This window comes from Pseudooceanicola nanhaiensis (assembly GCF_020171315.1).
Lineage (GTDB): Bacteria > Pseudomonadota > Alphaproteobacteria > Rhodobacterales > Rhodobacteraceae > Pseudooceanicola > Pseudooceanicola nanhaiensis_A.
This window is the reverse complement of the sequence record NZ_JAIUZP010000010.1, coordinates 146,199-166,259: the sequence shown is the minus strand read 5'-3', so window position 1 is coordinate 166,259 and position 20,061 is coordinate 146,199. Positions and strand designations below refer to the sequence as shown.

Here is a 20,061-nt window from a genome sequence, read left to right as displayed (position 1 = left end):
TTGCAAGCGCAGCAAAATCCGGCGGAATTTCGCCATGTGTGGCCAGAATACGGCACCGTTTGGCCTAAGTTTAACGCTTGACGGGGATTTTGGCTCAAGGCTTAACCGGAATATGAACGCAGCCACCCCTCAGCAGGCCCCCGATCTGGACGTGATTTTCGCGGCCCTGGCAGACCCGACGCGGCGCCAGATCCTGCAGATGTTGCTGGAAGACGACATGGCCGTGACTGACGTAGCGGCACCCTTCGAGATGTCCTTGGCCGCTATTTCCAAGCATTTGACCATCCTCACGCGGGCCGGGCTGATCAGCCAGGACAAGCGCGGGCGGGTGAAATGGTGCCAGATCGAGCCTGACGCGCTGCGAGTTGCTTCGGTTTGGATGCAGGGATTCGGCCAGTTCGAGCCCGTCAACCTCGAGGCCTTCGAGCGGTTCCTTGCCAGCGAGCTGCCCGAGGCGCCTGAAACGGACGAAACCGCCTAGGCTCGGCGGCGATCTCCGCGCAAGAGCATCGAAATTGCCACGAAACTGAGCAGTATTCCACCGATCGAGAGCAGCGGCGGCGCCCCGTGGCCCAGGGCGAGCTCCCACAGAATCACCCAGGTCGGGGTGAGGTACGTGTAGGCGAGGACCTTTGCCGCGGTCAGGCGCAGCGAGGCGTATTGCATCAGCACGAAGGTGATCGCCGTCGCGAAAACAGCGGTATAGACGATTGTTATCCATACGATGGCCGGCAACGCCGCCCAGTCGGTGGAGAGGATGTCGCGCCAGCCGATCAGGGTGATGATCGTCGCCCCCGCCACCAGCACCCAGAAGGAGAACACAAGCGGACGCTCGCCCCGGTTGAATCGCGGCACCATCGGCGTGTAGGTCGCATGGGCGACGCATCCCAGCATGTAGATCGCCTCTCCGCGGCCGATCTGGAGCCGCGCCAAAGCGGACAGGTCTCCGCGGAAGATCACCCAGATCGCCCCGAGCGCGCCCACCAGCAGCGCCAGAAGGACCTTCGGCCCCGCCACCTGCCGCATGATCAGCCAGCCGGTGACCACCGCCATCAGCGGCATCAGCGTGAACACCGCCGAGGCCGACACCGGATGCGCGGTCTTCAGCCCCACGAACATCAGCACGAAGTAGAGGGAGTAGATGCCCCCCAGCAGCGGATAGCGCCAGGGCGCGGCAAGGGCGCTGCGCGGCAGCCCGGTGGTGAGCATCGCCGCGATCCCCAGCAGCGTCACCGCCAGCATGAAGCGCACCGCGTTCAGTGCCAGCGCCGAGACATGCGGCGCCGCCAGCCCGCCAAGGGAGAAGCTGCCCGCCACGAGGATGGAGAAGAGCAGCATGGCGAGGTGACCGCGCAGGGTCTCGCTCATCGCCAGCCCCCTGCCCTTGTCTCCTGCCTCCTGCGGGGCGACGCTCATTCCGGGGCAGCCGCGCGCAGGTGCTTGGTCTGATCCTTGAGGAACTTCAGGAAGGTCTGCACCTTCGTGGTGCGGTGCAGGTCCATGTGGGTCACCAGCCAGAGCGAGGTCGCCCATTCATCGGGCGCGGCATAGACCTCGACCAGCTCCGGGTGGGTGCCGCATTCGTAATCCGCGAGGAAGCCCAGCCCCACGCCCGACAGGATCCCCTGCCGAACCGAGGTCAGGTCACCCGAGCGGAAGACCACCTGCCGCGCCGGGATGTTCTCGCTCATCCAGCGGGCGAAGGGCGCGCGGCTCTGGCTGTTGTCGGTCCCGACGAAGCGGTGCTTCACCAGATCGTCGAAGCCCTCGGGCATGCCGTGGCGGTCGATATACTCGCGCGAGCCGTAGATCTTGTACTTCAGCGTCAGGAAGGGCTGCACCACGTTATCGGGCTGCTGCGGCACAGCGCCCGCACGGATCGCCACATGGGCCTCGCCGTATTCCAGCCGGAACAGCCGCGTCGAGGTCAGATAGCTGAGCTGCACATCCGGGTAGGTCTTCTGGAACTCCGCCATCACGGGCACCAGCAGCTGGCTCAACCCGCTCAGCGTGGTCACCACCAGCTCTCCCGAGACCTCGTTGCCGCGGCCCTTCAGCCGCCCGGCCAGCTGGCTGAACTGATCGTCAGTGGCCTGCGCCACCCGCAGCAGGTCCTGCCCGGCCTCGGTCGCCGTGTAGCCGCGCGCGTGCCGCTGGAAGAGCTTCACCCCCAGCCGCTGCTCCAGCGCGTCGATGTGGCGTATGACGGTGGCGTGGTGCACACCCAGCACCTCTGCCGCACCCGACACGGTGCCAAGCCGCGCCACCTGAAATGCCGTTCTGATCTCGTCCCAGTTGTCCATCGTGAAGCCTCTGCGCCCGGCCGCTGGCCGGACCCTGCGTCTGCGTTCCGGTCCCTACCCCCGCGCCGGAATGGATGTGCGGTGAGGAACCTTTTCCGGCATCAATGCGCCATCTGTGCGGAGATGCAAGGGAAACCTCTGCAACCCTGCACATGACACCCCCGGTCGAGGGCCCCCGCGCGCCGAGTTTTTCGTCCCCTCCCCTACACGCGCGGGCGCGCAATCCCCATCTATGTGATGTGTTCAGAGAGGAGGCCGACATGACCAGACACACCAATCCCTGGTTCGAAGCCGCCTGCACGATGAACCCCTGGATGATCTACTGGGGCGCATTGGCCAAGGCATGGTGCCCGGCCCGCTTCCAGCAAGGCCACGAAGAGGTCAGCGAGGCCGCGGCCGAGAATGAACCCGATCTGCCCCGTGCCCACATGGGCGATGGCCCGGCACTGCCGGTCTGAGACGGTCACCGCAGATCGCACGGTCCGGACGACGCGCGACGCCCCGCAATGATCATCGCGCGAACACGCCGCGACGGCGCAGCGACCTCGGAACAGGTCAACCGGCTGCGCATCGCGGGGGTCTTCGACAGGCTGGCTGCAGCCGCGGAAGGCCAGACGGCACGACCCGGGAGGGCGCACCGCCGCAACAGGATCGCAGGAGACCGAGATGGCCCCGATCCGCGACCGGCGGGCCTCCCCCGGGGAGGCGTCATCAAATCGCCCGGACCTCCGGGCAGAATGCCCCTTGAAACTTGACATTTGGGCCTGCGCGGCGTAGCTCAGGCCCAAATTCCGGAAGTGAGACAACTTCCGGTCCCGGCGGCGCGTCGGGATCGCCCCCCCGTCAGCGAGTGTTCGCCCACGGGGGCGCTTGTCGTTTGAGCTGTCGGTAACGATATCGCGGCTATCGTAGAATTAACGGACCTGACGGAGGGCCGCCATGTTTGAAAATCTGTCCGAACGCCTTGGTGGCGTCTTCGACCGGCTCACAAAACAGGGGTCTCTGTCGGAGGAGGACGTCAAAACCGCCCTGCGCGAAGTGCGCGTCGCCCTGCTGGAGGCTGACGTGTCGCTTCCCGTGGCGCGCAGCTTCATCAAGGCGGTGACGGACAAGGCCACTGGCGCTGCGGTGACCAAGTCGATCACCCCCGGCCAGCAGGTCGTGAAGATCGTCCATGACGAACTGGTCGCCACGCTGACCGGTGCCGAAGACCCCGGCAAGCTGAAGATCGACAACCCGCCCGCGCCGATCCTGATGGTCGGCCTTCAGGGTTCGGGCAAGACGACCACCACCGGTAAGCTCGCCAAGCGCCTGAAAGAGCGCGAGGGCAAGCGCGTGCTGATGGCCTCGCTCGACGTCAACCGCCCGGCGGCCATGGAGCAGCTGCAGATCCTCGGCCAGCAGATCGGCGTCGATACGCTGCCGATCGTCAAGGGCGAGAACCCGGTGCAGATCGCCAAGCGCGCCAAGACGCAGGCGGCCCTCGGCGGCTATGACGTCTACATGCTCGACACCGCGGGCCGGCTGCACATCGACCAGGAGCTGATCCAGCAGGCCGCCGACGTCCGCGACGTGGTGAACCCGCGCGAGACCCTGCTGGTAGTCGACGGCCTGACCGGTCAGGTCGCCGTCGAGGTGGCACAGGAATTCGACGAGAAGATCGGCGTCACCGGCGTCGTGCTGACCCGGATGGACGGCGACGGCCGCGGCGGTGCCGCGCTCTCGATGCGCGCCGTTACCGGCAAGCCGATCCGCTTCGTCGGCCTCGGCGAGAAGATGGAGGCCATCGAGACCTTCGAGCCGGAACGCATCGCGGGCCGCATCCTCGGCATGGGCGACATCGTCGCGCTGGTCGAGAAGGCGCAAGCCACGCTGGAGGCCGAACAGGCCGAGCGGATGATGAAGCGCTTCCAGAAGGGTCAGTTCAACATGAACGACCTGAAGATGCAGCTTGAGCAGATGATGAAGATGGGCGGCATGGAAGGCATCATGGGCATGATGCCCGGCATGGGCAAAATGTCCAAGCAGGTGCAGGAAGCCGGCTACGACGACAAGATGATCCGCCGCCAGATCGCCCTGATCCAGTCGATGACCAAGAAGGAGCGCGCCAACCCGCAGCTGCTGCAGGCCTCGCGCAAGAAGCGCATCGCCGCCGGTGCCGGGCTGGAAGTGTCCGAGCTGAACAAGCTGCTGAAGATGCAGCGCCAGATGTCCGACGTCATGAAGAAGATGGGCAAGATGGGCAAAGGCGGCATGATGAAACAGGCCATGCGCCAGATGTTCGGCAAGGGCGGCATGCCCGAGGGCATGGACCCCGGCCAGATGGACCCCAAGGCGCTGGAAGCGGCGGCCAAGCAGATGGGCGCGGCCAAGGGTCTGCCCGGCGGCCTTCCCGGTGGTCTGGGCGGCCTCGGTGGCGCCGGCGGCCTGCCGGGCCTCGGCGGTCTCGGCGGCTTCGGGAAGAAGAAGTAAACCGATGCTGCGCGCCCTCCCCTCCTCCACGGCGACAAGCCCCCGTTCGCTCCGCGCGACCGGGCCGGAAGAGGTGCGCGCATGAAACACGTGGCCCCCGTCCACCCCGAGCTGGAGACCGAGCGCCTGCGCCTCGTGGCCCCCGTCGGCCCCGGCTTCGACGCCACTGCCGCCTTCCTGATGGAAGGCGCGCCGCGCTTCGTCGGCCAGTCCACGGACGAGGCGGCCTGGTGGTCGGTGGCGACGATCGTGGGCCACTGGCACCTGCGCGGCTACGGCCACTTTGCCCTGCTCGACAAGGCCACCGGCGTGCCGCTCGGCCTCGTCGGCCCGTGGTATCCCCGCAACTGGCCCGAGCCGGAGCTGACCTGGCACCTGCTGGAAGGCTGCGAGGGGCGCGGCTATGCCACCGAAGCGGCCCGGCGCGTGCTGGACTGGGTCTTTGACGATCTCCGCTGGTCCTCCTGCATCTCGCTGGTGGGCGACGACAACGCGCCCTCCACCAACATGGCGATCCGCCTTGGCGCGACCCGCGAGGGGCTGTTCAACCACCCGATGACCGGCGACATGCGGATCTGGCGCCACGCCCCGGGAGGGCAGTGCGCATGACCCCCACCGCCGAAACCCTGCGCACCGCCCGGATGGTGCTGCGTCGTCCCGTGGCGGGCGACATGCCCGCCTACCTGGCCTTCGCTACCGGGCACCGGATGACCTATCTGAACGGCCCGATGACCACCCGTGCCGCGACCGAGAAGTTCCTCGCCTTCCTCGGCCATTGGGAGGCGCGCGGCTTCGGGCGCTACATCATGGCCGAGCCGGGCAGCGACCGGCCCATGGGCTTCTTCGGGCCCGTCAACCACGACCCCGCCGTGGGGCCCGAGCTGACCTGGACCCTCTGGTCCGATGCCGACGCGGGCCGTGGCCTTGCGATGGAAGCAGGGAGCGAGGTGATCCGCCACCTTGCGCAGGACTGTGGCTGGACCGCCGTTGCGGCCCATACCCACGAGGCCAACCAGAGCTCCCGCAGGCTGGCGGAGAAGCTGGGCGGCGTGCTGGGCTACAGCGCGGCAAACTACCCGGACTGGGTGCATTACGATTTCGATCTGGTGGCCATCATGGCCAAGGGGGCAGCATGATCACGATCCCGACGCTCACGACCGAACGGCTGACGCTGCGCGCCCCTGCGCTGTCGGACTTCGACACGCTGACGGCCTTCTATGCCTCCGACCGGTCCAAGTTCGTGGGCGGTCCGATGACCGCCGAACTGACGTGGCGCCAGCTGGCGACCGAGATCGGCCACTGGCAGCTGCGCGGCTTCGGCCGCTGGATCGTGGATGAGACCGCCTCGGGCCGGACCATCGGCATGGTCGGCCTCTGGTGCCCCGAAGGCTTCCCCGAGCCGGAAGTGGGCTGGGACCTCTTCGAGGGCTCCGAGGGCAAGGGCTATGCCACCGAGGCCGGTGCCGCCGCGCGCGCCTATGCCTATGGCGAGGTCGGCCTGACCACGCTGATCAGCCTCGTGAAGCCCGCCAATACGCCCTCCGCCCGGGTCTGCGCACGGCTCGGCGCGTGGCATGACAGCGATTTCACCCACGAACGCTGGGGCGCGCTTCAGGTCTGGCGCCACCCCGCGCCCGAGGACCTCGCCGAGGGCGGGATGGAGGCCTACGCATGAGCCGCGTCCCCGATCTCTTCCCGGCGATCCCCGTGGTCGAGGCCGAGCGGGTGATCCTGCGCGGCCCCAAGGAAAGCGACTTCGAGACCGTCGTTGCCTTCGAGGCCTCCGACCGCAAGGCATTCATCGGCGGCCCCGTGGACCGCTGGGGCGCGTGGCAGGGTTTCCTCGCCGTGCTCGGCCACTGGGCGCTGCGCGGCTATGGCTTCTGGACCGTCGAGGAACGCGCCACCGGCCTGCCCGTGGGCCGCATCGGCGTGATCTACCACCACGAGACCCTCTGGCCGGAGCCCGAGCTGGGCTGGCACATGTTCGAGGGCGCCGAGGGCAAGGGCCTTGCCCACGACGCCGCGGTCGCCGCGCGTGCCTATGCCGCCGAGGCCTGGGACATGGCGCCGCTGATCAGCCAGATCCACCCGGACAACATCCGCTCGCGCAAACTGGCGGAGCGGATGGGCTGCGTCGTGGAGCGGGAATCGACCGTGCTCGACACGCCGGTGCTGATCTACCGTCACCCCGATCCCCGGAAGGAGCGTGCATGAGCGCCCCCCTTCTCACCTCGGACAACGTCACCCTGCGCCCGCACCGCCAGTCGGACTTCGATGCCTACTGGACGTTCTTCCGGTCGCCGCGTGCGCAGTACATGGACCTGCCCGCCGATGCGAGCAGCGCCTGGTACGGCTTTGCCTCCGAAGTGGGATCCTGGGACCTTGTCGGGCAGGGCGGATGGGCCATCGAGACGCCCGACGGCGTGCTTGCGGGCCAGATTGCCGTGACCCAGCCGCCGCACTTCCCGGAACGAGAACTGGGTTGGTTCCTGCTGGACGGCTTCGAGGGCCGCGGCCTGGCCTATGCCGCGGGCGTGCTGGCGCGGGACTGGGCCCTTGCCCAGCCGAACGCGGCCACGCTGGTCAGCTATATCCACCGCGACAACACCCGCTCGATCCGCCTTGCGGAACGGCTGGGCGCGACGCTGGACCCCGCCGCCGTCATCTTCGACGTGGGCGACGTGGTCTACCGCTACCACGAGGAGGCCGCCGCATGACGACGACGATCCCCGTGCTGGAGACGAAACGCCTGATCCTGCGCGGCCCCGAGCCGCAGGATTACCCGAACTTCAAGGCGACCTTCTCCTCCTACCGCTCGCGCTTCATGGGCGGGCCGCTGAACCCCTATGAATCCTGGATGCTCTACGCGGCCGAGATCGGCCACTGGCAGATCCGGGGCTATGGCATGTGGATGATCCACGACCGCGAGAGCGGCCGCACCCTCGGCATGGCCGGTGGCTGGTTCCCCGCCCAGTGGCCCGAGCGCGAGATCGCCTGGATCATCTGGCCCGAGGTCGCAGGCCGCGGCTATGCGCTGGAGGCGACCCACGCGGCGCGGCGCTATTTCTATGAAACGCTGGGCTGGGACGGCGCGGTCAGTTACATCGACCCCAAGAATCTCGACTCGATTCGCCTCGCCGAACGGCTGGGGGCGAAACGCGACGATGGCGCCGCCACGGTGGACGGCAACGACGTCTGCTACCGCCATCCTGCGCCTGCCGATCTGGTCTCGTCCCAGATCGCGGACGGCATCGCGCTCGAGATCGCGTCCTATACCGACCCTTTGTTCAAACCCGAAGGTTACGCCCTTGACTGACCACAGCACCGACCTCACCGCCGAAACGGCTGCCCGCGCAGCCGAGCTTCTGAAAGAGCACCGCGCCAGCATCGACCGGCTGGACGCGATCCTCGTCTTTACGCTGGCGGAACGGTTCAAGCACACGCAGGGCGTGGGCAGGCTGAAGGCCGTCCACGACCTTCCGCCCTCCGATCCCGCGCGCGAGGAAACCCAGATCGCGCGCCTTCAAGAGCTTGCGGTTCAGGCCGACCTGGATCCTGAATTCGCCAAGGAATTCCTGAACTTCATCATTCAGGAAGTCATTCGCCACCACAAGAAACACCAATCCTGACGGCGGCCTGTCCAGGACCAGGTCCCGTCATACCACGCCATTCAAAGGAGATACTCACATGGCTATGAAAATCCGTCTCGCCCGCGGCGGCTCCAAGAAGCGCCCCTTCTACCGCATCGTCGCAGCTGACTCGCGCATGCCGCGCGATGGCCGCTTCATCGAGAAGCTGGGCACCTACAACCCGCTGCTGCCGAAAGACAGCGAAGAGCGCGTGAAAATGGACGTCGAGCGCATCCAGTACTGGATCGGCCAGGGCGCCCAGGTGACCGACCGCGTGTCGCGCTTCCTCGAAGCGGCTGGCGTCGTCGAGAAGAAGACCCGCTCGAACCCGAAAAAAGGCACCCCCGGCAAGGCCGCTCAAGAGCGCGCAGAAGCCAAGGCCGCCAAGGCAGCCGAAGCCGCCGAGGAAGCCGCAGCAGAATAATCTGCTGGGGTTAGGTCATGCTGTTCCGGCCCGTCCGGTTCCTGATCCTCATGGCCCTCGCCTTCGTGGCGGGGGTCATCTGGGAGAAAAATCAGCAGGCCGAACGCTGCTTGCGCGTCACCGGCGCGCTGCATGATATCCTGTGCTAGGTCACATGACCGGCCTGTGGGCGGAGAGAGCAGAATGGATGAGATGATCTGTGTCGGTTCCATCGGCGGCGCCTTCGGCGTCAATGGCGAGGTGCGGCTGAAAAGCTACTGCGCCGAGCCCTCCGACATCGCGGATTACGCTCCCCTCTCGACCGAGGATGGTGCGCGGACCTTCTCGGTCACGCTGACCCGCCCGATCACCAACGGCTTCGCCGCCCGTCTGGGCGGCGTGGCCACCAAGGAACAGGCCGATGCCCTGAAGGGCGTGCGGCTCTATGTTGCCCGCGACCGGCTGCCCGACCTGCCGGACGACGAATATTACCATTCCGACCTGATCGGCCTGACGGTGCTCGACACCGGCGGCACCGTTCTGGGCAAGGTGAAGGCGGTGCTGAACCACGGCGCCGACGACCTGCTCGAGGTGATGGGCCCGGGTCTCAAGCAATCCATCCTGCTGCCCTTCACCCTCGCCGTGGTGCCCACGGTCGATCTGGAGAGCGGCCGCATCATCGCCGATCCGCCCGAGGGGCTGCTCTGAGCGATGCGCGTCGTGCTGCACGCCGGGTTCCACAAGACCGGGACCTCCAGCGTGCAGGCAGCGCTTGCCGCCAACCGGGACCTGCTGGCGCCGGCCCTGCGGATCTGGCTGAAGCCCGACATCCGCCCCCTGACCGAGGCCTGCCGCGCCTTTTCCGAACATCGCGACGATCTGCACCGCGGGCTTCTGCGCTACGAGGCGCAGGAGGCGTTCGGCGCGCTCGATGCCTCTGATCCGCGTCCCCTGCTGATCTCGGCCGAAGATCTGGCCGGGCATATGCCCTTCCGCCGCGGCCTCACCAGCTACGACGCTGCCCCCGAGCTGCTGGCCCTGCTGACCGAGAGCCTGCATCTGGCGCAGCCCACGGCGGAGCCTGTCGTCTACCTCTCCACCCGCAGCCCCGAGGCCTGGGTGAAAAGCTGCCACGCGCAGCACCTGCAGGCCACGCGGATGCGGCTGGACCTAGACAGCTATCGCCAGCGGGCGCTGCCCCATGCGGACCTTGCCGCCGTGGCCGATGCGGTGGCCGAAGCGATCGCCCCCCTGCCTCTGCACCGTGCGGCGCTGGAGGAGGTGGGCCACCTCCCCCTCGGGCCGCTCGCCCCGCTCCTCGACCTCGTCGCCCTGCCCGACGCCCTGCGCGCGCGGATCGTCCCCCAGCCGCCCGCCAACCCCTCCCTGCCCGGGGAGGTGCTGACCCGGCTGCTCCAGATGAACCGGAGCGACTGGGACGGCGAGACCCTCAAGCGGCGCAAGAAGCGGCTGATCCGCCAGTCGCAGGAGGGCTGAGCGCTCCACGCCTGCCGCACAAGGGGGCCCGCGCCCCCTGAGCCGGGCGCGAGGCGCTTTGCAAAGCCCGCGAAACGTCCTATCAGCGCGCCATGACAGAGACACCCCGCTCCCACGGCCGCAAATCGATTCAAGCCAGCCTGAAACCGCAGGAACTGCTCAGCAGCAACCCGCGGCTGGCGGGCATCTGGACTGCCCGGATCATCACGCTGTTCCCGCAGGCCTTTCCCGGCGTGCTGGGGGAGAGCCTGACCGGCAAGGCCCTGAAGGACGGCAAGTGGCAGCTGGAAACGACCGACCTGCGCCCCTACGGCGAAGGCAAGCACCGCAACGTGGATGACACGCCCGCGGGCGGCGGCGCGGGCATGGTGCTGCGCGCCGACGTGCTGGGCCGCGCGATCGAGGACACGATGCGCGGGACGCGCGGGACGTGGCCGCTGATCTACCTCTCGCCGCGCGGGCGGCGGTTCGATCAGCAGATGGCGCGGACCTTTGCGCGGGCCGACGGGCTGACCATGATCTGCGGCCGGTTCGAGGGCGTCGACCAGCGGGTGCTGGATCATTACAACGTGCTGGAGGTGAGCCTCGGCGATTTCGTCATGACCGGCGGCGAACTGGCCGCGCAGGCGATGATCGACGCCACGGTGCGGCTGCTGCCCGGCGTGCTGGGGAATGCGGAGTCGGCGGTGGAGGAGAGCTTCTCCAACGGCCTGCTGGAGCATCCGCAATACACCCGCCCGGCCGAATGGCAGGGGCTGACGATCCCGGAGGTGCTGACCTCAGGCAACCACGCCAAGGTGGCGCAATGGCGCCAGCAGACCAGCGAAGAGATCACCCGCCAGCGTCGTCCCGACCTCTGGGAGGCCTACGAGGCGAAGCGGAAGGGGTAAGGCGCGGGTCGCATCCCGGCCGCGTTCGGCTGCTTTGATCCGTGAGGTTCAGGACTGGATCAAGGACCAAAGAGCGGAGAGCGGAGAGCCAAACTCTTCATCTCCGACGATCGCGGCACATGCCCTTCCCGACTGCCACCCGCGCGGAACAAGGCCGCAGGCCGCCGCGCATCGCCGGCGCGCCCCCACGCGGCGGCGATTTGGCGAGGCTGGGCGGTCCCTCGACGGGACACGATATGCTTGGCTGCCATAAACTGCTCGCCAGAGAGTTTCGGATCGCCCCCGCGCGCGCCGGCAATGCGCGGCTTCGTGGCTGGGGCGAAGGACTCCCGCTTCACCCGCCCCCTCAGATCGGCCCCGGCAGCCGCTCCTCCGAGAGCATCACGTTCGCATCCACGCTCCCCACGCCGGGCAGCGTCATGATCCGCCGCCGCAGCACGCGCTCGAAATCGGGGATGTCCCGCGCCGTCACCCGCAGGCGGTAGTCGTAGAGCCCCAGCACGTGCTCAACCGTCTGCACCTCCGGGATGGCCGAGACCGCGCGCTCGAAATCCTCGATGCCTGCGCGCCGGGTCCGGCCCAGCTTCACGCCGAGGAAGACCGTCACGCCAAAGCCGAGCGCCGCGAAGTCGAGGTCCAGCCGCCGGCCCTGGATGACGCCCGCCTCCTCCATCCGCTTGATCCGCCGCCAGGTGGCGGGCTGCGACAGGCCGAGCCGCTTGCCCAGCGTGCCGGAACTCTGCTCCGCATCCTCCACAAGCGCGCGCAGGATGGCGCGGTCGGTCTCGTCGAGGTCGATCACGGGGGCGCTCATGCTCTGCTCCTCCGGCTCACAGCTTGCATCACACCGGCACCGTCTCGTCGGTCTTGATCCGGGCGACATGCATCAGCGCGTCCAGCTCGGTGATATGCGGCAAGGTCAGGATGCGGTTGCGATAGATCTCCTGATAATGGGCCATGTCGCGGGCAATCAGGCCGATGCGGATGTCCACCTGCCCCAGCAGGGTCTGGATCTCCATCACCTCGGGGATCAGCCGGGCCTCTGCGGCGAACTCGTCGAAGGCCCGCGGCACCGACTTGTCGAGGGAGATGCGCAGCGAGACCTCCACCTCGTAGCCCAGCTTGCGCCAGTCGATCACCGCGCGGCTGCCCCGCAGGATGCCGCGTTCCTTCAGCCGCTCGATCCGGCGCCAGCAGGTCGCGGCATTGAGCCCGGTCCGCGTGGCCAGCTCCGCGGCCCGGATCGCCGGATCTGCCATATACTGGCGCAGAATGCGCCTGTCGGTGTCGTCGAGCATTGATCTTCACACATATCCAATTCTGACGAATAGAAATCTACCATATCAATCAATTTCTACAAGATTTGAAAACTCCATCGCCGAATCCCCGCTATGTTACGCGCATCAGGGGCCGGAGGAGCCCCCAACAACGGAAGGATCACCCCGATGCGCGTTTACTACGACCGCGATTGCGACATTAACCTGATCAAAGACATGAAAGTGGCCATCCTGGGCTACGGCTCGCAAGGCCACGCCCACGCGCTGAACCTGCGCGACTCGGGTGCCAAGAATGTCGTCGTGGCGCTGCGCGAAGGCTCCCCCTCGGCCAAGAAAGCCGAAGGCGAAGGCCTCCAGGTCATGGGCATCGCGGAAGCCGCCGCCTGGTGCGACCTGATCATGTTCACCATGCCCGATGAACTGCAGGCCGAGACCTACAAGAAATACGTCCACGACAACCTGAAAGAAGGCGCCGCCATTGCCTTCGCCCACGGTCTGAACGTGCACTTCGGCCTGATCGAGCCGAAGCCCGGCGTCGACGTCATCATGATGGCCCCCAAGGGCCCCGGCCACACCGTGCGCGGCGAATACACCAAAGGCGGCGGCGTGCCCTGCCTCGTGGCCGTGAACAACGACGCCTCCGGCCGCGCGCTGGAAATCGGCCTGTCCTACTGCTCCGCCATCGGTGGCGGCCGCTCGGGTATCATCGAGACCAACTTCCGCGAAGAATGCGAAACCGACCTCTTCGGTGAGCAGGCCGTTCTCTGCGGTGGCCTCGTCGAGCTGATCCGCTGCGGCTTCGAGACCCTCGTGGAAGCCGGCTATGCGCCCGAGATGGCCTATTTCGAGTGCCTGCACGAAGTGAAGCTGATCGTGGACCTGATCTACGAAGGCGGCATCGCGACCATGGACTACTCGATCTCGAACACCGCCGAGTACGGCCAGTACGTGACCGGCCCGCGCATCCTGCCCTACGAGCAGACGAAAGCCGCGATGAAAGCCGTTCTGACCGACATCCAGCAGGGCAAGTTCGTCCGCGACTTCATGCTGGAAAACGCTGTCGGCCAGCCGACCATCAAGGCCTCGCGCCGTGCCAACGACGAGCACATGATCGAAGCCACCGGCGCCAAGCTGCGCGGCATGATGCCCTGGATCTCGGCCGGCAAGATGGTCGACAAGGCCAAGAACTGATCCCGTCCGGCCCCGGCCGGAGGACAGACAGGAAGGGCCCGGTCCGCGCGACCGGGCCCTTTTTCGTGGCGCATGGCCCCCACCCCGCAGTGGGCCATCCCCGCTTTGCCCTTTCGCCCGGCCCGCGGCGCTGGAAAGACGACGGCGGAGAGGAGCCCCGATCATGCAGGATATTCCCCGCCGCAGCTGGCTGATGGTTGCGATCCTCGGCTTTGTCTGGGGCACCAACTTCTCGCTGATCGAGGTGGCGCTGACCGGGTTCACCCCCTTCTGGCTGGCCACCCTGCGCCTGACCCTTGCGGGGATCATTACTGGCGTCCTCTGGCAGGCCCGGGGCGGACGCCTGACACTCGATCCCGAGGACGACCGCCGCACCGGGGTCATCACCTATCTCTGGCTCGGTGCCATCGGCTCGGCCATGCCGTTCCTTCTGCTTGGCTGGGGCCAGCAGCATGTGACCTCCTCCTTCGCGGGCACGGCCATGGCCGCGGTGCCGCTCTTCGTCCTGCCGCTGGCGCATGTCTTCGTGCCGGGCGAGCGGATGCACCTGCGCCGGGTCATCGGCGTGCTGATGGGCGTGGCGGGGGTCTGGGTGCTGATGGGCGGCGGGCCCCTCTCGGGGTCGGGCTCGGCCATGGAACGCTGGGGGCAGCTTGCCTGCCTCGGCGTTGCGGCCTGCTATGCGGTGAACTCGATCTCGATCCGCCGCCTGCCGCCCCACGACCCGATCGGGCTGACCACCGTCATGGCGCTGACCGCGGCCCTCACCTGCCTGCCGCTGGCCCTGCTGTTCGAGCCGCTGCCCACCTTTGACGTCGGCCTGAAGCCCCTGCTGGCGCTGCTGTCCATCGCCGTCGTCTCCACCGCCGCGATGAACCTGCTGCGGGTGCTGGTGATCCGGGACGCGGGGCCGACCTTCCTGACGCTGGTGAATTATCAGGTGCCGATCTGGTCGGTTCTGGCGGGCAGTCTCCTGCTGGCAGAGCCCCTGCCCGCCAGCCTGCTCGGCGCGCTCGCCCTGATCCTCGCGGGCGTGGCCCTGTCGCAGGTGGGCGCGCTGAAACGGCTCTTCACCGGCTGAGCAGCACCAGCGCGAGCGCCAGCCCCGAGACGAAGAGCCACGCAAGCGCCCCGAGGGCCAGTGGCCGCAGCCCCTTGGCCCGCAGGCGGCCGACGTGGGTTTCCAACCCCATCGCCGCCAGCGCCATGGTCAACAGCAGGGTCGAGACGCCCTGCGCCCCCTCCAGCGCCACGGCGGGCAGCGGCAGCAGCGAGTTCACCGCGATGGCCGCCACGAAGCCCAGGACGAACCACGGCACCGGCGCGGCCCCGCCCCCGCCCTGCCCCTTCGCCCGGGCATAGGCCCCGAGCGCGAAGATCAGCGGCGCCAGCAGGATCACCCGGCTGAGCTTGGCAATGGTGGCGACCTGCCCGGCCGCCTCGCCCCGGGCGAAGCCCGCGCCCACCGCCTGTGCCACCTCGTGCAGGCTGGCCCCGGTCCAGAGCCCGTAGGCGGCGGCATCGAGCCCCAGAGGCCCCGCCAGCAGCGGATAGGCCAGCATCGAGAGCGTGCCGAAGATCGTGACGCAGGCGATGGCATAGGCCACGTCCTCGTCCCGCCCCCGGGTCACCGTGTTGACCGCCAGCACAGCAGAGGCGCCACAGACCGAGGTGCCCGCCGCGATCAGCTCGCTCAACTGCCGGTCGAGGCCCAGCATCCGCCCCGCCGCCTTGGTAAAGAGGAAGGTGGCCACCAGCGTCACGGCGATGACCGCAAGGCCGGAGAGGCCGACCTCGGCCACCTGTCCGAAGGTCAGGCGGAAGCCCAGCAGGACGATGCCCCCCCGCAGCAGCCGGCGCATGGCAAAGGCAATCCCCGGGGTCAGCGCGGGCGACAGCGGCGCGAGGTTGCGCAGGGCGATCCCCGCCACCATCGCCACCACCATCGGGCTGAGCGCGGCACTCCCCGTGGCCCGTTGCAGCACCATCGCCGCGAGGGCGAGGCCCAGCACCAGCGCGAGGCCCGGAAGCAACCGCCGCAGCCCATCCGGTCGCGCGACAGGGCCGGTCTGACTGAGGATGGGCATTCTGGTCTCCTTCCGGGGGCTGAACCGAAATATGATCCACATCCACCCATCACTCCAACCGAATGTATTTGTCATTTCAATCTTGATTGCCGATGAATTCCTCATGACCCTCGACCAGATCCGGATTTTCCTCTGCGTGGCGGAGCTGCGCCATGTCACCCGCGCGGCGGCGCAGCTCAACATGACGCAGAGCGCCGTCTCCTCCGCCATCGCGGCGCTGGAGCGTCAGCACGGTGTGCGGCTCTTCGACCGGGTCGGGCGCGGCATTGCGCTGACGCAGGAGGGAGAGACCTTCGTGCCCACCGCCCGTGCCCTGCTGGCGCAGGCCGAGACCGCGGCGCTGGTGCTCGCCGATCTCTCGGTCGAGACGCGGGGCAGCCTGCGGCTCTTCGCCAGCCAGACGGTCGCCAGCTACTGGCTGCCGCCCCGGCTGATGCGATTTCACGAGATGCACCCAGAGGTCACGCTTTCCCTCGCCGTCGGCAACACGGCGCAGGCCGCTGCCGCCGTGCAGGAGGGCACAGCCGACCTAGGCTTCATCGAAGGTGATCTGCCCGACAGCCCGCTGCGGCGGCAGGTGGTGGCGCGGGATGAGCTGGTGCTGGTGCTGTCGCGCCAGCATCCGGCGGCGCGACAGAAGGCCTTCACCGCGCAGGACTACCGGCGCTTCACATGGCTGCTGCGCGAGGAAGGCTCCGGCACCCGGTCCGTCTTCGAGGCGCATCTGGCGGCGATGGGCCTGCGGGCGGCGGAGCTCTCCGTCGCGCTCGACCTGCCCTCGAACGAGGCGGTGCTGGCCGGGGTGGGTACGGGCGGCGCGGTGGCAATGCTCTCGCACCGCGCGGTGCCTGCGGCCCGGGCGCGCGGGCTGGCGATCCGGCGGGTCACATGGGCCCAGCGTCCTGCGCGGCCCTTCGCCGTGCTCTCGCATCCGGAACGACACAGGACCCGCGCAGCCGAGGCGCTGCTGGAGGGCATCCGCGCCGGATAAGCGCCCACCCGTGACATGGACCCACCGCCCGGCCTTGGCTGGACGCCACCGTCACCAACTCATCGCGCCGGCCTCAGCCCGCCGCTTCGACCGCCGCCACGATATTGTCCACGACACCTTCCATCAGGACGGCATCGGTGCTCTCGGCCATGACGCGGATCAGCGGCTCGGTCCCGGACTTGCGGATCACCAGACGGCCGTTGCCTTCCAGACGCCCCTCGCCCGCCGCGATGGCGGCCTGCACGCTCGCAGCCTCCAGCGGGGTGGAGCCGGCGGCATAGCGGACGTTCTTCAGCACCTGCGGCACGCGTTCGAACTGCTTGGCCAGTTCCGACGCCGGACGGCCCGAGCGGACCATCTCGGCCACCACCTGCAGCGCGGCCATCAGCCCGTCGCCCGTCGTGGCGTAGTCGGTCATCACGATATGGCCCGATTGCTCGCCGCCAAGATTGAAGCCCCCGGCGCGCATCCGTTCCACCACGTAGCGGTCGCCGACCTTGGTGCGTTCCAGACGCAGGCCGCGGCCTTCGAGGAAATGCTCCAGCCCGAGGTTCGACATCACGGTGGCCACCAGCGCCCCGCCCTTCAGACGGTCCTCCGCGGCCCAGCGGGCGGCGAGAAGCGCCATGATCTGGTCGCCGTCGGCCACGGCGCCGGTCTCGTCGATCAGGATCACCCGGTCCGCATCCCCGTCGAGGCAGATGCCGAGGTCCGCGCCATGGGCCACCACGGCCGCCGCCGCGGCCTCCGGGTGGGTCGAGCCGCATTTGGCGTTGATGTTGGTGCCGTTGGGGTCCACCCCCAGCGGAATCACGTCGGCGCCCAGCTCCCAGAGCACCTCGGGCGCGGTGCGATAGGCCGCGCCGTTGGCGCAGTCGATCACCACCTTGATCCCGTCGAGGCGCATGCCGTGCGGCAGCGTCGTCTTGAGCCGCTCGTTGTAGCGGAAGCGCCCGTCGTAGATATGCTTGGCCCGGCCGATGTTCGGCGCCTGCGCGGGCTCGACCCCTTCAAGCACGAGACGTTCGATCTCTTCCTCGGCCTCGTCGGAGAGCTTGAAGCCATCGGGGCCGAAGAACTTGATCCCGTTGTCCTCGGCCGGGTTGTGGCTGGCCGAGATCATCACCCCGAGGTCAGCGCGCATCGAGGGCGTCAGCAGCCCCACGGCGGGCGTCGGCACCGGGCCGAGCAGCAGCACGTTCATCCCCGTCGAGGTCAGCCCGGCGGTCAGCGCGTTCTCGAACATGTAGCCCGAGAGGCGGGTGTCCTTGCCGATCACCACCCGGTGCGCACGGCTGTTGTCACGCCGGAAGTAGCGCCCGGCCGCCGCGCCGATGCGCAGCGCCATCTCGGCCGTCATGGGCGCGGAATTCGCCCGCCCCCGCACGCCGTCGGTGCCAAAGAATTGTCGTCCCATCACGCTCCCCCGAATGTGACTTTCTGCCAGAGCCGGACCGCCTGCGCGGTTTCGGCCACGTCATGTACCCGCAGCATCTGCACCCCCTGCCCCAGGGCGGCCAGTGCCACGGCCATGGAGCCCGGGAACCGTGCCCGGGCTTCCGGTTCCAATCCGATCTCGCCGATGAACCGCTTGCGCGACACGCCCAGCAGGATCGGGCATCCCAGCCCGTGAAAGACCGAGATGTCGCGCAGCAGCGCGAGGTTGTGTTCCACCGTCTTGGCAAAGCCGATCCCGGGATCGACCATGATGCACGCGCGCGGCAGGCCCTTGGCCTCCAGCGCCGCGATGCGGGCCTCGAGATGGGCAAAGACCTCCAGCACCACGTGATCGTAGCGCGGGTTCTTCTGCATCGTCTGCGGCGTGCCCTTCATGTGCATCAGGCTGACCGGCCAGCGGTGCGCCACCACGGCCTCTTCCAGCGCCGGATCGTCCAGCAGCGCGGCCACGTCGTTGATCAGGTCCGCGCCCGCCGCCATGGCGGCCACGCCCGGACCTGCGCGGCGGGTGTCGATGGAAATCGGCACATCGGTCTCGGCCCGGATCGCGGCGATCACGGGGGCGGTGCGCGCCTCTTCCTCGGCCACGTCCACCGGGTCTGCGCCGGGGCGCGTGCTCTCGCCGCCGATGTCCAGCATGTCGGCGCCTGCGGCCTGCATAGCGCGGGCATGCTCCACGGCGCGCGGCAGGTCGTTGTGGCGCCCGCCGTCCGAGAAGCTGTCAGGGGTGACGTTGAGGATGCCCATGATCCGCGGCTGCGCCCAGTCGATCCTTGCCAGCGGCGCGCGCGGCGCGGTCAGGCGGTCGAGCAGGTCAGAGGGGATCTCGGAGACCGGCACCAGCTCCCGGCTGCCGTCCGGCAGCAGCCGCTCGGCACGATCAAAGAACAGGGGGCCACCGGCAAGGGGCACTGCGGTGCCGGGCCGGGCGAGGCCCTGAAAAGGGATTGGCCGGTAACAGGGGGTCATGGCCGTTGAATGCGCGAAAGAGACGGCCTTGGCAAGGGCACCCGGCCCCGGCACGTCGCTCTCCGGCCATACGCCGCCGTCAGCGTGGCGCCCCGCCCCTTCGCAGGGCGCGGCCGCGCCGCGAGGGCGATCAGTTCACGCTGACGCGCGTGGGGGGCTTGTAGAAGAAGTGCACACCGATCGTCGCCGTCTTGGCGAACTTGCGCGACCACTTCGGGTTCACCGCGCGGGTGTGGTAATAGGTGGCGCCGCCGGTCAGCTCGCGCGGGGCCCCGGCGAGGATCGCCTCGGCCACCTTGCCGACGTTCACGTAGGCCTTGGGCTCGCGGATTGCATCGGATTTGCCGTCGCAGGTGTAAGTGAACTGGCAGGCGTACTTGCGACCGGTGCCCTGCTTGACGACACCGCAGACGGTGTTCGGGAAGTCGGGGCTGTCGACACGGTTCAGGATCACTTCCGCCACGGCGAACTGGCCCTTCACGCTCTCACCGCGCGCCTCGAAGTAGAGCGCCTCGGACAGGCACTGCCATTCGGCATCACCTGCTGCCTTGGGCTGCTTCGCCAGCCAGTCGCGGGAATACTCCACCTTCGACTTTGCCGGTTTTTTGAGCAGGTCACCCAGCTTGCCCTCGGAGAGCCTGTTGAGCGAGGTCTGCTCCTGCTTCACGAGCCCGCTCACGGCCGTCTCAGCCGTCGCTGCACCTGCGAAAACGCAGAGAAGTGCCGTCAGAATTTTCAGTCGCATCACGTCCCGATCCCAAGCAGCCGCGGTCCCCAAGGCGGCAATCGTCGAGATGCCCTAAAGGAAATGGACCATACCGTCGAGTCTTGAGACTTTTTAAACCTTGGGAACTCGTTGCGTCATGATGCGTTTACACAGACAAGCTGTTG

At 68.0% G+C, this 20,061-nt stretch carries 26 protein-coding genes; 18 read left to right on the top strand and 8 right to left on the bottom strand.

What is annotated here, in order from left to right; all coding sequences use genetic code 11:
- Positions 1-112 precede the first annotated feature (112 nt).
- Positions 113-481 carry an ArsR/SmtB family transcription factor gene (locus LCM32_RS17350; RefSeq protein ID WP_224822356.1) on the top strand — a complete coding sequence of 123 codons (369 nt, stop codon included), beginning with the start codon at positions 113-115 and terminating at the stop codon, positions 479-481.
- Here the strand turns inward: LCM32_RS17350 and LCM32_RS17345 are convergent.
- Positions 478-1,368 carry a DMT family transporter gene (locus LCM32_RS17345; RefSeq protein WP_224822355.1) on the bottom strand — a complete coding sequence of 297 codons (891 nt, stop codon included), beginning with the start codon at positions 1,366-1,368 and terminating at the stop codon, positions 478-480. The genes LCM32_RS17350 and LCM32_RS17345 overlap by 4 nt on opposite strands.
- A gap of 44 nt (positions 1,369-1,412) precedes the next feature.
- The gene (locus tag LCM32_RS17340) at positions 1,413-2,303 is read right to left on the bottom strand and encodes a LysR family transcriptional regulator (protein WP_224822354.1); all 891 of its coding nucleotides are present in this window, start codon (positions 2,301-2,303) and stop codon (positions 1,413-1,415) included.
- Between the two features lie 260 nt (positions 2,304-2,563).
- On the opposite strand from LCM32_RS17340, the gene LCM32_RS17335 reads away from it, so the two are divergent.
- The 14 genes from LCM32_RS17335 (at position 2,564) to trmD (ending at position 11,197) form a co-directional block, all read left to right on the top strand.
- A complete protein-coding gene (locus LCM32_RS17335; protein ID WP_224822353.1) occupies positions 2,564-2,761 on the top strand; it encodes a hypothetical protein in 198 nt (65 codons plus the stop codon).
- 481 nt (positions 2,762-3,242) lie between these two features.
- Positions 3,243-4,775: a signal recognition particle protein gene (gene ffh, locus LCM32_RS17330; protein WP_224822352.1), complete on the top strand. Its 1,533-nt coding sequence runs from the start codon at positions 3,243-3,245 to the stop codon at positions 4,773-4,775.
- Between the two features lie 81 nt (positions 4,776-4,856).
- Positions 4,857-5,384 carry a GNAT family N-acetyltransferase gene (locus tag LCM32_RS17325; RefSeq protein ID WP_224822351.1) on the top strand — a complete coding sequence of 176 codons (528 nt, stop codon included), beginning with the start codon at positions 4,857-4,859 and terminating at the stop codon, positions 5,382-5,384.
- On the top strand, positions 5,381-5,911 hold the full coding sequence (locus tag LCM32_RS17320) for a GNAT family N-acetyltransferase (RefSeq protein WP_224822350.1): 531 nt from the start codon (positions 5,381-5,383) through the stop codon (positions 5,909-5,911). Before LCM32_RS17325 ends, LCM32_RS17320 begins: the two co-directional genes overlap by 4 nt.
- Positions 5,908-6,450 (top strand): GNAT family N-acetyltransferase, encoded by a 543-nt coding sequence (locus tag LCM32_RS17315; RefSeq protein WP_224822349.1) that lies wholly within the window; start codon positions 5,908-5,910, stop codon positions 6,448-6,450. Before LCM32_RS17320 ends, LCM32_RS17315 begins: the two co-directional genes overlap by 4 nt.
- On the top strand, positions 6,447-6,992 hold the full coding sequence (locus tag LCM32_RS17310; protein ID WP_224822348.1) for a GNAT family N-acetyltransferase: 546 nt from the start codon (positions 6,447-6,449) through the stop codon (positions 6,990-6,992). Before LCM32_RS17315 ends, LCM32_RS17310 begins: the two co-directional genes overlap by 4 nt.
- On the top strand, positions 6,989-7,495 hold the full coding sequence (locus tag LCM32_RS17305; protein WP_224822347.1) for a GNAT family N-acetyltransferase: 507 nt from the start codon (positions 6,989-6,991) through the stop codon (positions 7,493-7,495). The genes LCM32_RS17310 and LCM32_RS17305 overlap by 4 nt, the downstream gene beginning before the upstream one ends.
- Positions 7,492-8,094: a GNAT family N-acetyltransferase gene (locus tag LCM32_RS17300; RefSeq protein ID WP_224822346.1), complete on the top strand. Its 603-nt coding sequence runs from the start codon at positions 7,492-7,494 to the stop codon at positions 8,092-8,094. Before LCM32_RS17305 ends, LCM32_RS17300 begins: the two co-directional genes overlap by 4 nt.
- Positions 8,087-8,407: a chorismate mutase gene (locus LCM32_RS17295; RefSeq protein ID WP_222489155.1), complete on the top strand. Its 321-nt coding sequence runs from the start codon at positions 8,087-8,089 to the stop codon at positions 8,405-8,407. Before LCM32_RS17300 ends, LCM32_RS17295 begins: the two co-directional genes overlap by 8 nt.
- Before the next feature lie 58 nt (positions 8,408-8,465).
- Entirely contained in the window at positions 8,466-8,831 is a 366-nt protein-coding gene (rpsP, locus tag LCM32_RS17290) for a 30S ribosomal protein S16 (protein WP_224822345.1), read from the top strand.
- A gap of 17 nt (positions 8,832-8,848) precedes the next feature.
- Positions 8,849-8,980 (top strand): hypothetical protein, encoded by a 132-nt coding sequence (locus tag LCM32_RS22010; protein WP_263618218.1) that lies wholly within the window; start codon positions 8,849-8,851, stop codon positions 8,978-8,980.
- A 34-nt stretch (positions 8,981-9,014) separates the two neighbouring features.
- The gene (gene rimM / locus LCM32_RS17285; RefSeq protein ID WP_224822344.1) at positions 9,015-9,518 is read left to right on the top strand and encodes a ribosome maturation factor RimM; all 504 of its coding nucleotides are present in this window, start codon (positions 9,015-9,017) and stop codon (positions 9,516-9,518) included.
- A 3-nt stretch (positions 9,519-9,521) separates the two neighbouring features.
- The gene (locus LCM32_RS17280; RefSeq protein WP_224822343.1) at positions 9,522-10,307 is read left to right on the top strand and encodes a sulfotransferase; all 786 of its coding nucleotides are present in this window, start codon (positions 9,522-9,524) and stop codon (positions 10,305-10,307) included.
- 92 nt (positions 10,308-10,399) lie between these two features.
- A complete protein-coding gene (trmD, locus tag LCM32_RS17275) occupies positions 10,400-11,197 on the top strand; it encodes a tRNA (guanosine(37)-N1)-methyltransferase TrmD (protein ID WP_224822342.1) in 798 nt (265 codons plus the stop codon).
- A gap of 346 nt (positions 11,198-11,543) precedes the next feature.
- On the opposite strand, the gene LCM32_RS17270 is transcribed toward trmD, so the two are convergent.
- The gene (locus LCM32_RS17270) at positions 11,544-11,999 is read right to left on the bottom strand and encodes an Lrp/AsnC family transcriptional regulator (RefSeq protein WP_224822396.1); all 456 of its coding nucleotides are present in this window, start codon (positions 11,997-11,999) and stop codon (positions 11,544-11,546) included.
- Between the two features lie 40 nt (positions 12,000-12,039).
- Entirely contained in the window at positions 12,040-12,495 is a 456-nt protein-coding gene (locus LCM32_RS17265) for an Lrp/AsnC family transcriptional regulator (RefSeq protein WP_224822341.1), read from the bottom strand.
- A 147-nt stretch (positions 12,496-12,642) separates the two neighbouring features.
- Between LCM32_RS17265 and ilvC the strand changes: the two genes are divergently transcribed.
- Both ilvC and LCM32_RS17255 read left to right on the top strand, forming a co-directional pair.
- Entirely contained in the window at positions 12,643-13,665 is a 1,023-nt protein-coding gene (gene ilvC / locus LCM32_RS17260) for a ketol-acid reductoisomerase (RefSeq protein ID WP_224822340.1), read from the top strand.
- A 163-nt stretch (positions 13,666-13,828) separates the two neighbouring features.
- On the top strand, positions 13,829-14,746 hold the full coding sequence (locus tag LCM32_RS17255) for a DMT family transporter (protein WP_224822339.1): 918 nt from the start codon (positions 13,829-13,831) through the stop codon (positions 14,744-14,746).
- Here LCM32_RS17255 and LCM32_RS17250 read toward each other — a convergent pair.
- Complete coding sequence (locus tag LCM32_RS17250) at positions 14,736-15,752, bottom strand: YeiH family protein (protein ID WP_224822338.1); 1,017 nt, start codon at positions 15,750-15,752, stop codon at positions 14,736-14,738. The two genes, LCM32_RS17255 and LCM32_RS17250, sit on opposite strands and share 11 nt — an antisense overlap.
- A 103-nt stretch (positions 15,753-15,855) precedes the next feature.
- Here LCM32_RS17250 and LCM32_RS17245 point away from each other — a divergent pair, with 103 nt between their 5' ends.
- Positions 15,856-16,743 (top strand): LysR family transcriptional regulator, encoded by an 888-nt coding sequence (locus tag LCM32_RS17245; RefSeq protein ID WP_224822337.1) that lies wholly within the window; start codon positions 15,856-15,858, stop codon positions 16,741-16,743.
- Positions 16,744-16,816: 73 nt separating this feature from the next.
- Here LCM32_RS17245 and glmM read toward each other — a convergent pair whose 3' ends face one another.
- The 3 genes from glmM to LCM32_RS17230 all read right to left on the bottom strand — a co-directional run bounded on the left by glmM (position 16,817) and on the right by LCM32_RS17230 (position 19,915).
- Entirely contained in the window at positions 16,817-18,160 is a 1,344-nt protein-coding gene (gene glmM / locus LCM32_RS17240) for a phosphoglucosamine mutase (RefSeq protein ID WP_224822336.1), read from the bottom strand.
- A complete protein-coding gene (gene folP, locus LCM32_RS17235) occupies positions 18,160-19,170 on the bottom strand; it encodes a dihydropteroate synthase (RefSeq protein WP_224822335.1) in 1,011 nt (336 codons plus the stop codon). Before folP ends, glmM begins: the two co-directional genes overlap by 1 nt.
- Before the next feature lie 130 nt (positions 19,171-19,300).
- On the bottom strand, positions 19,301-19,915 hold the full coding sequence (locus LCM32_RS17230) for a cell wall hydrolase (protein ID WP_224822334.1): 615 nt from the start codon (positions 19,913-19,915) through the stop codon (positions 19,301-19,303).
- Between the last annotated feature and the right edge of the window lie 146 nt (positions 19,916-20,061).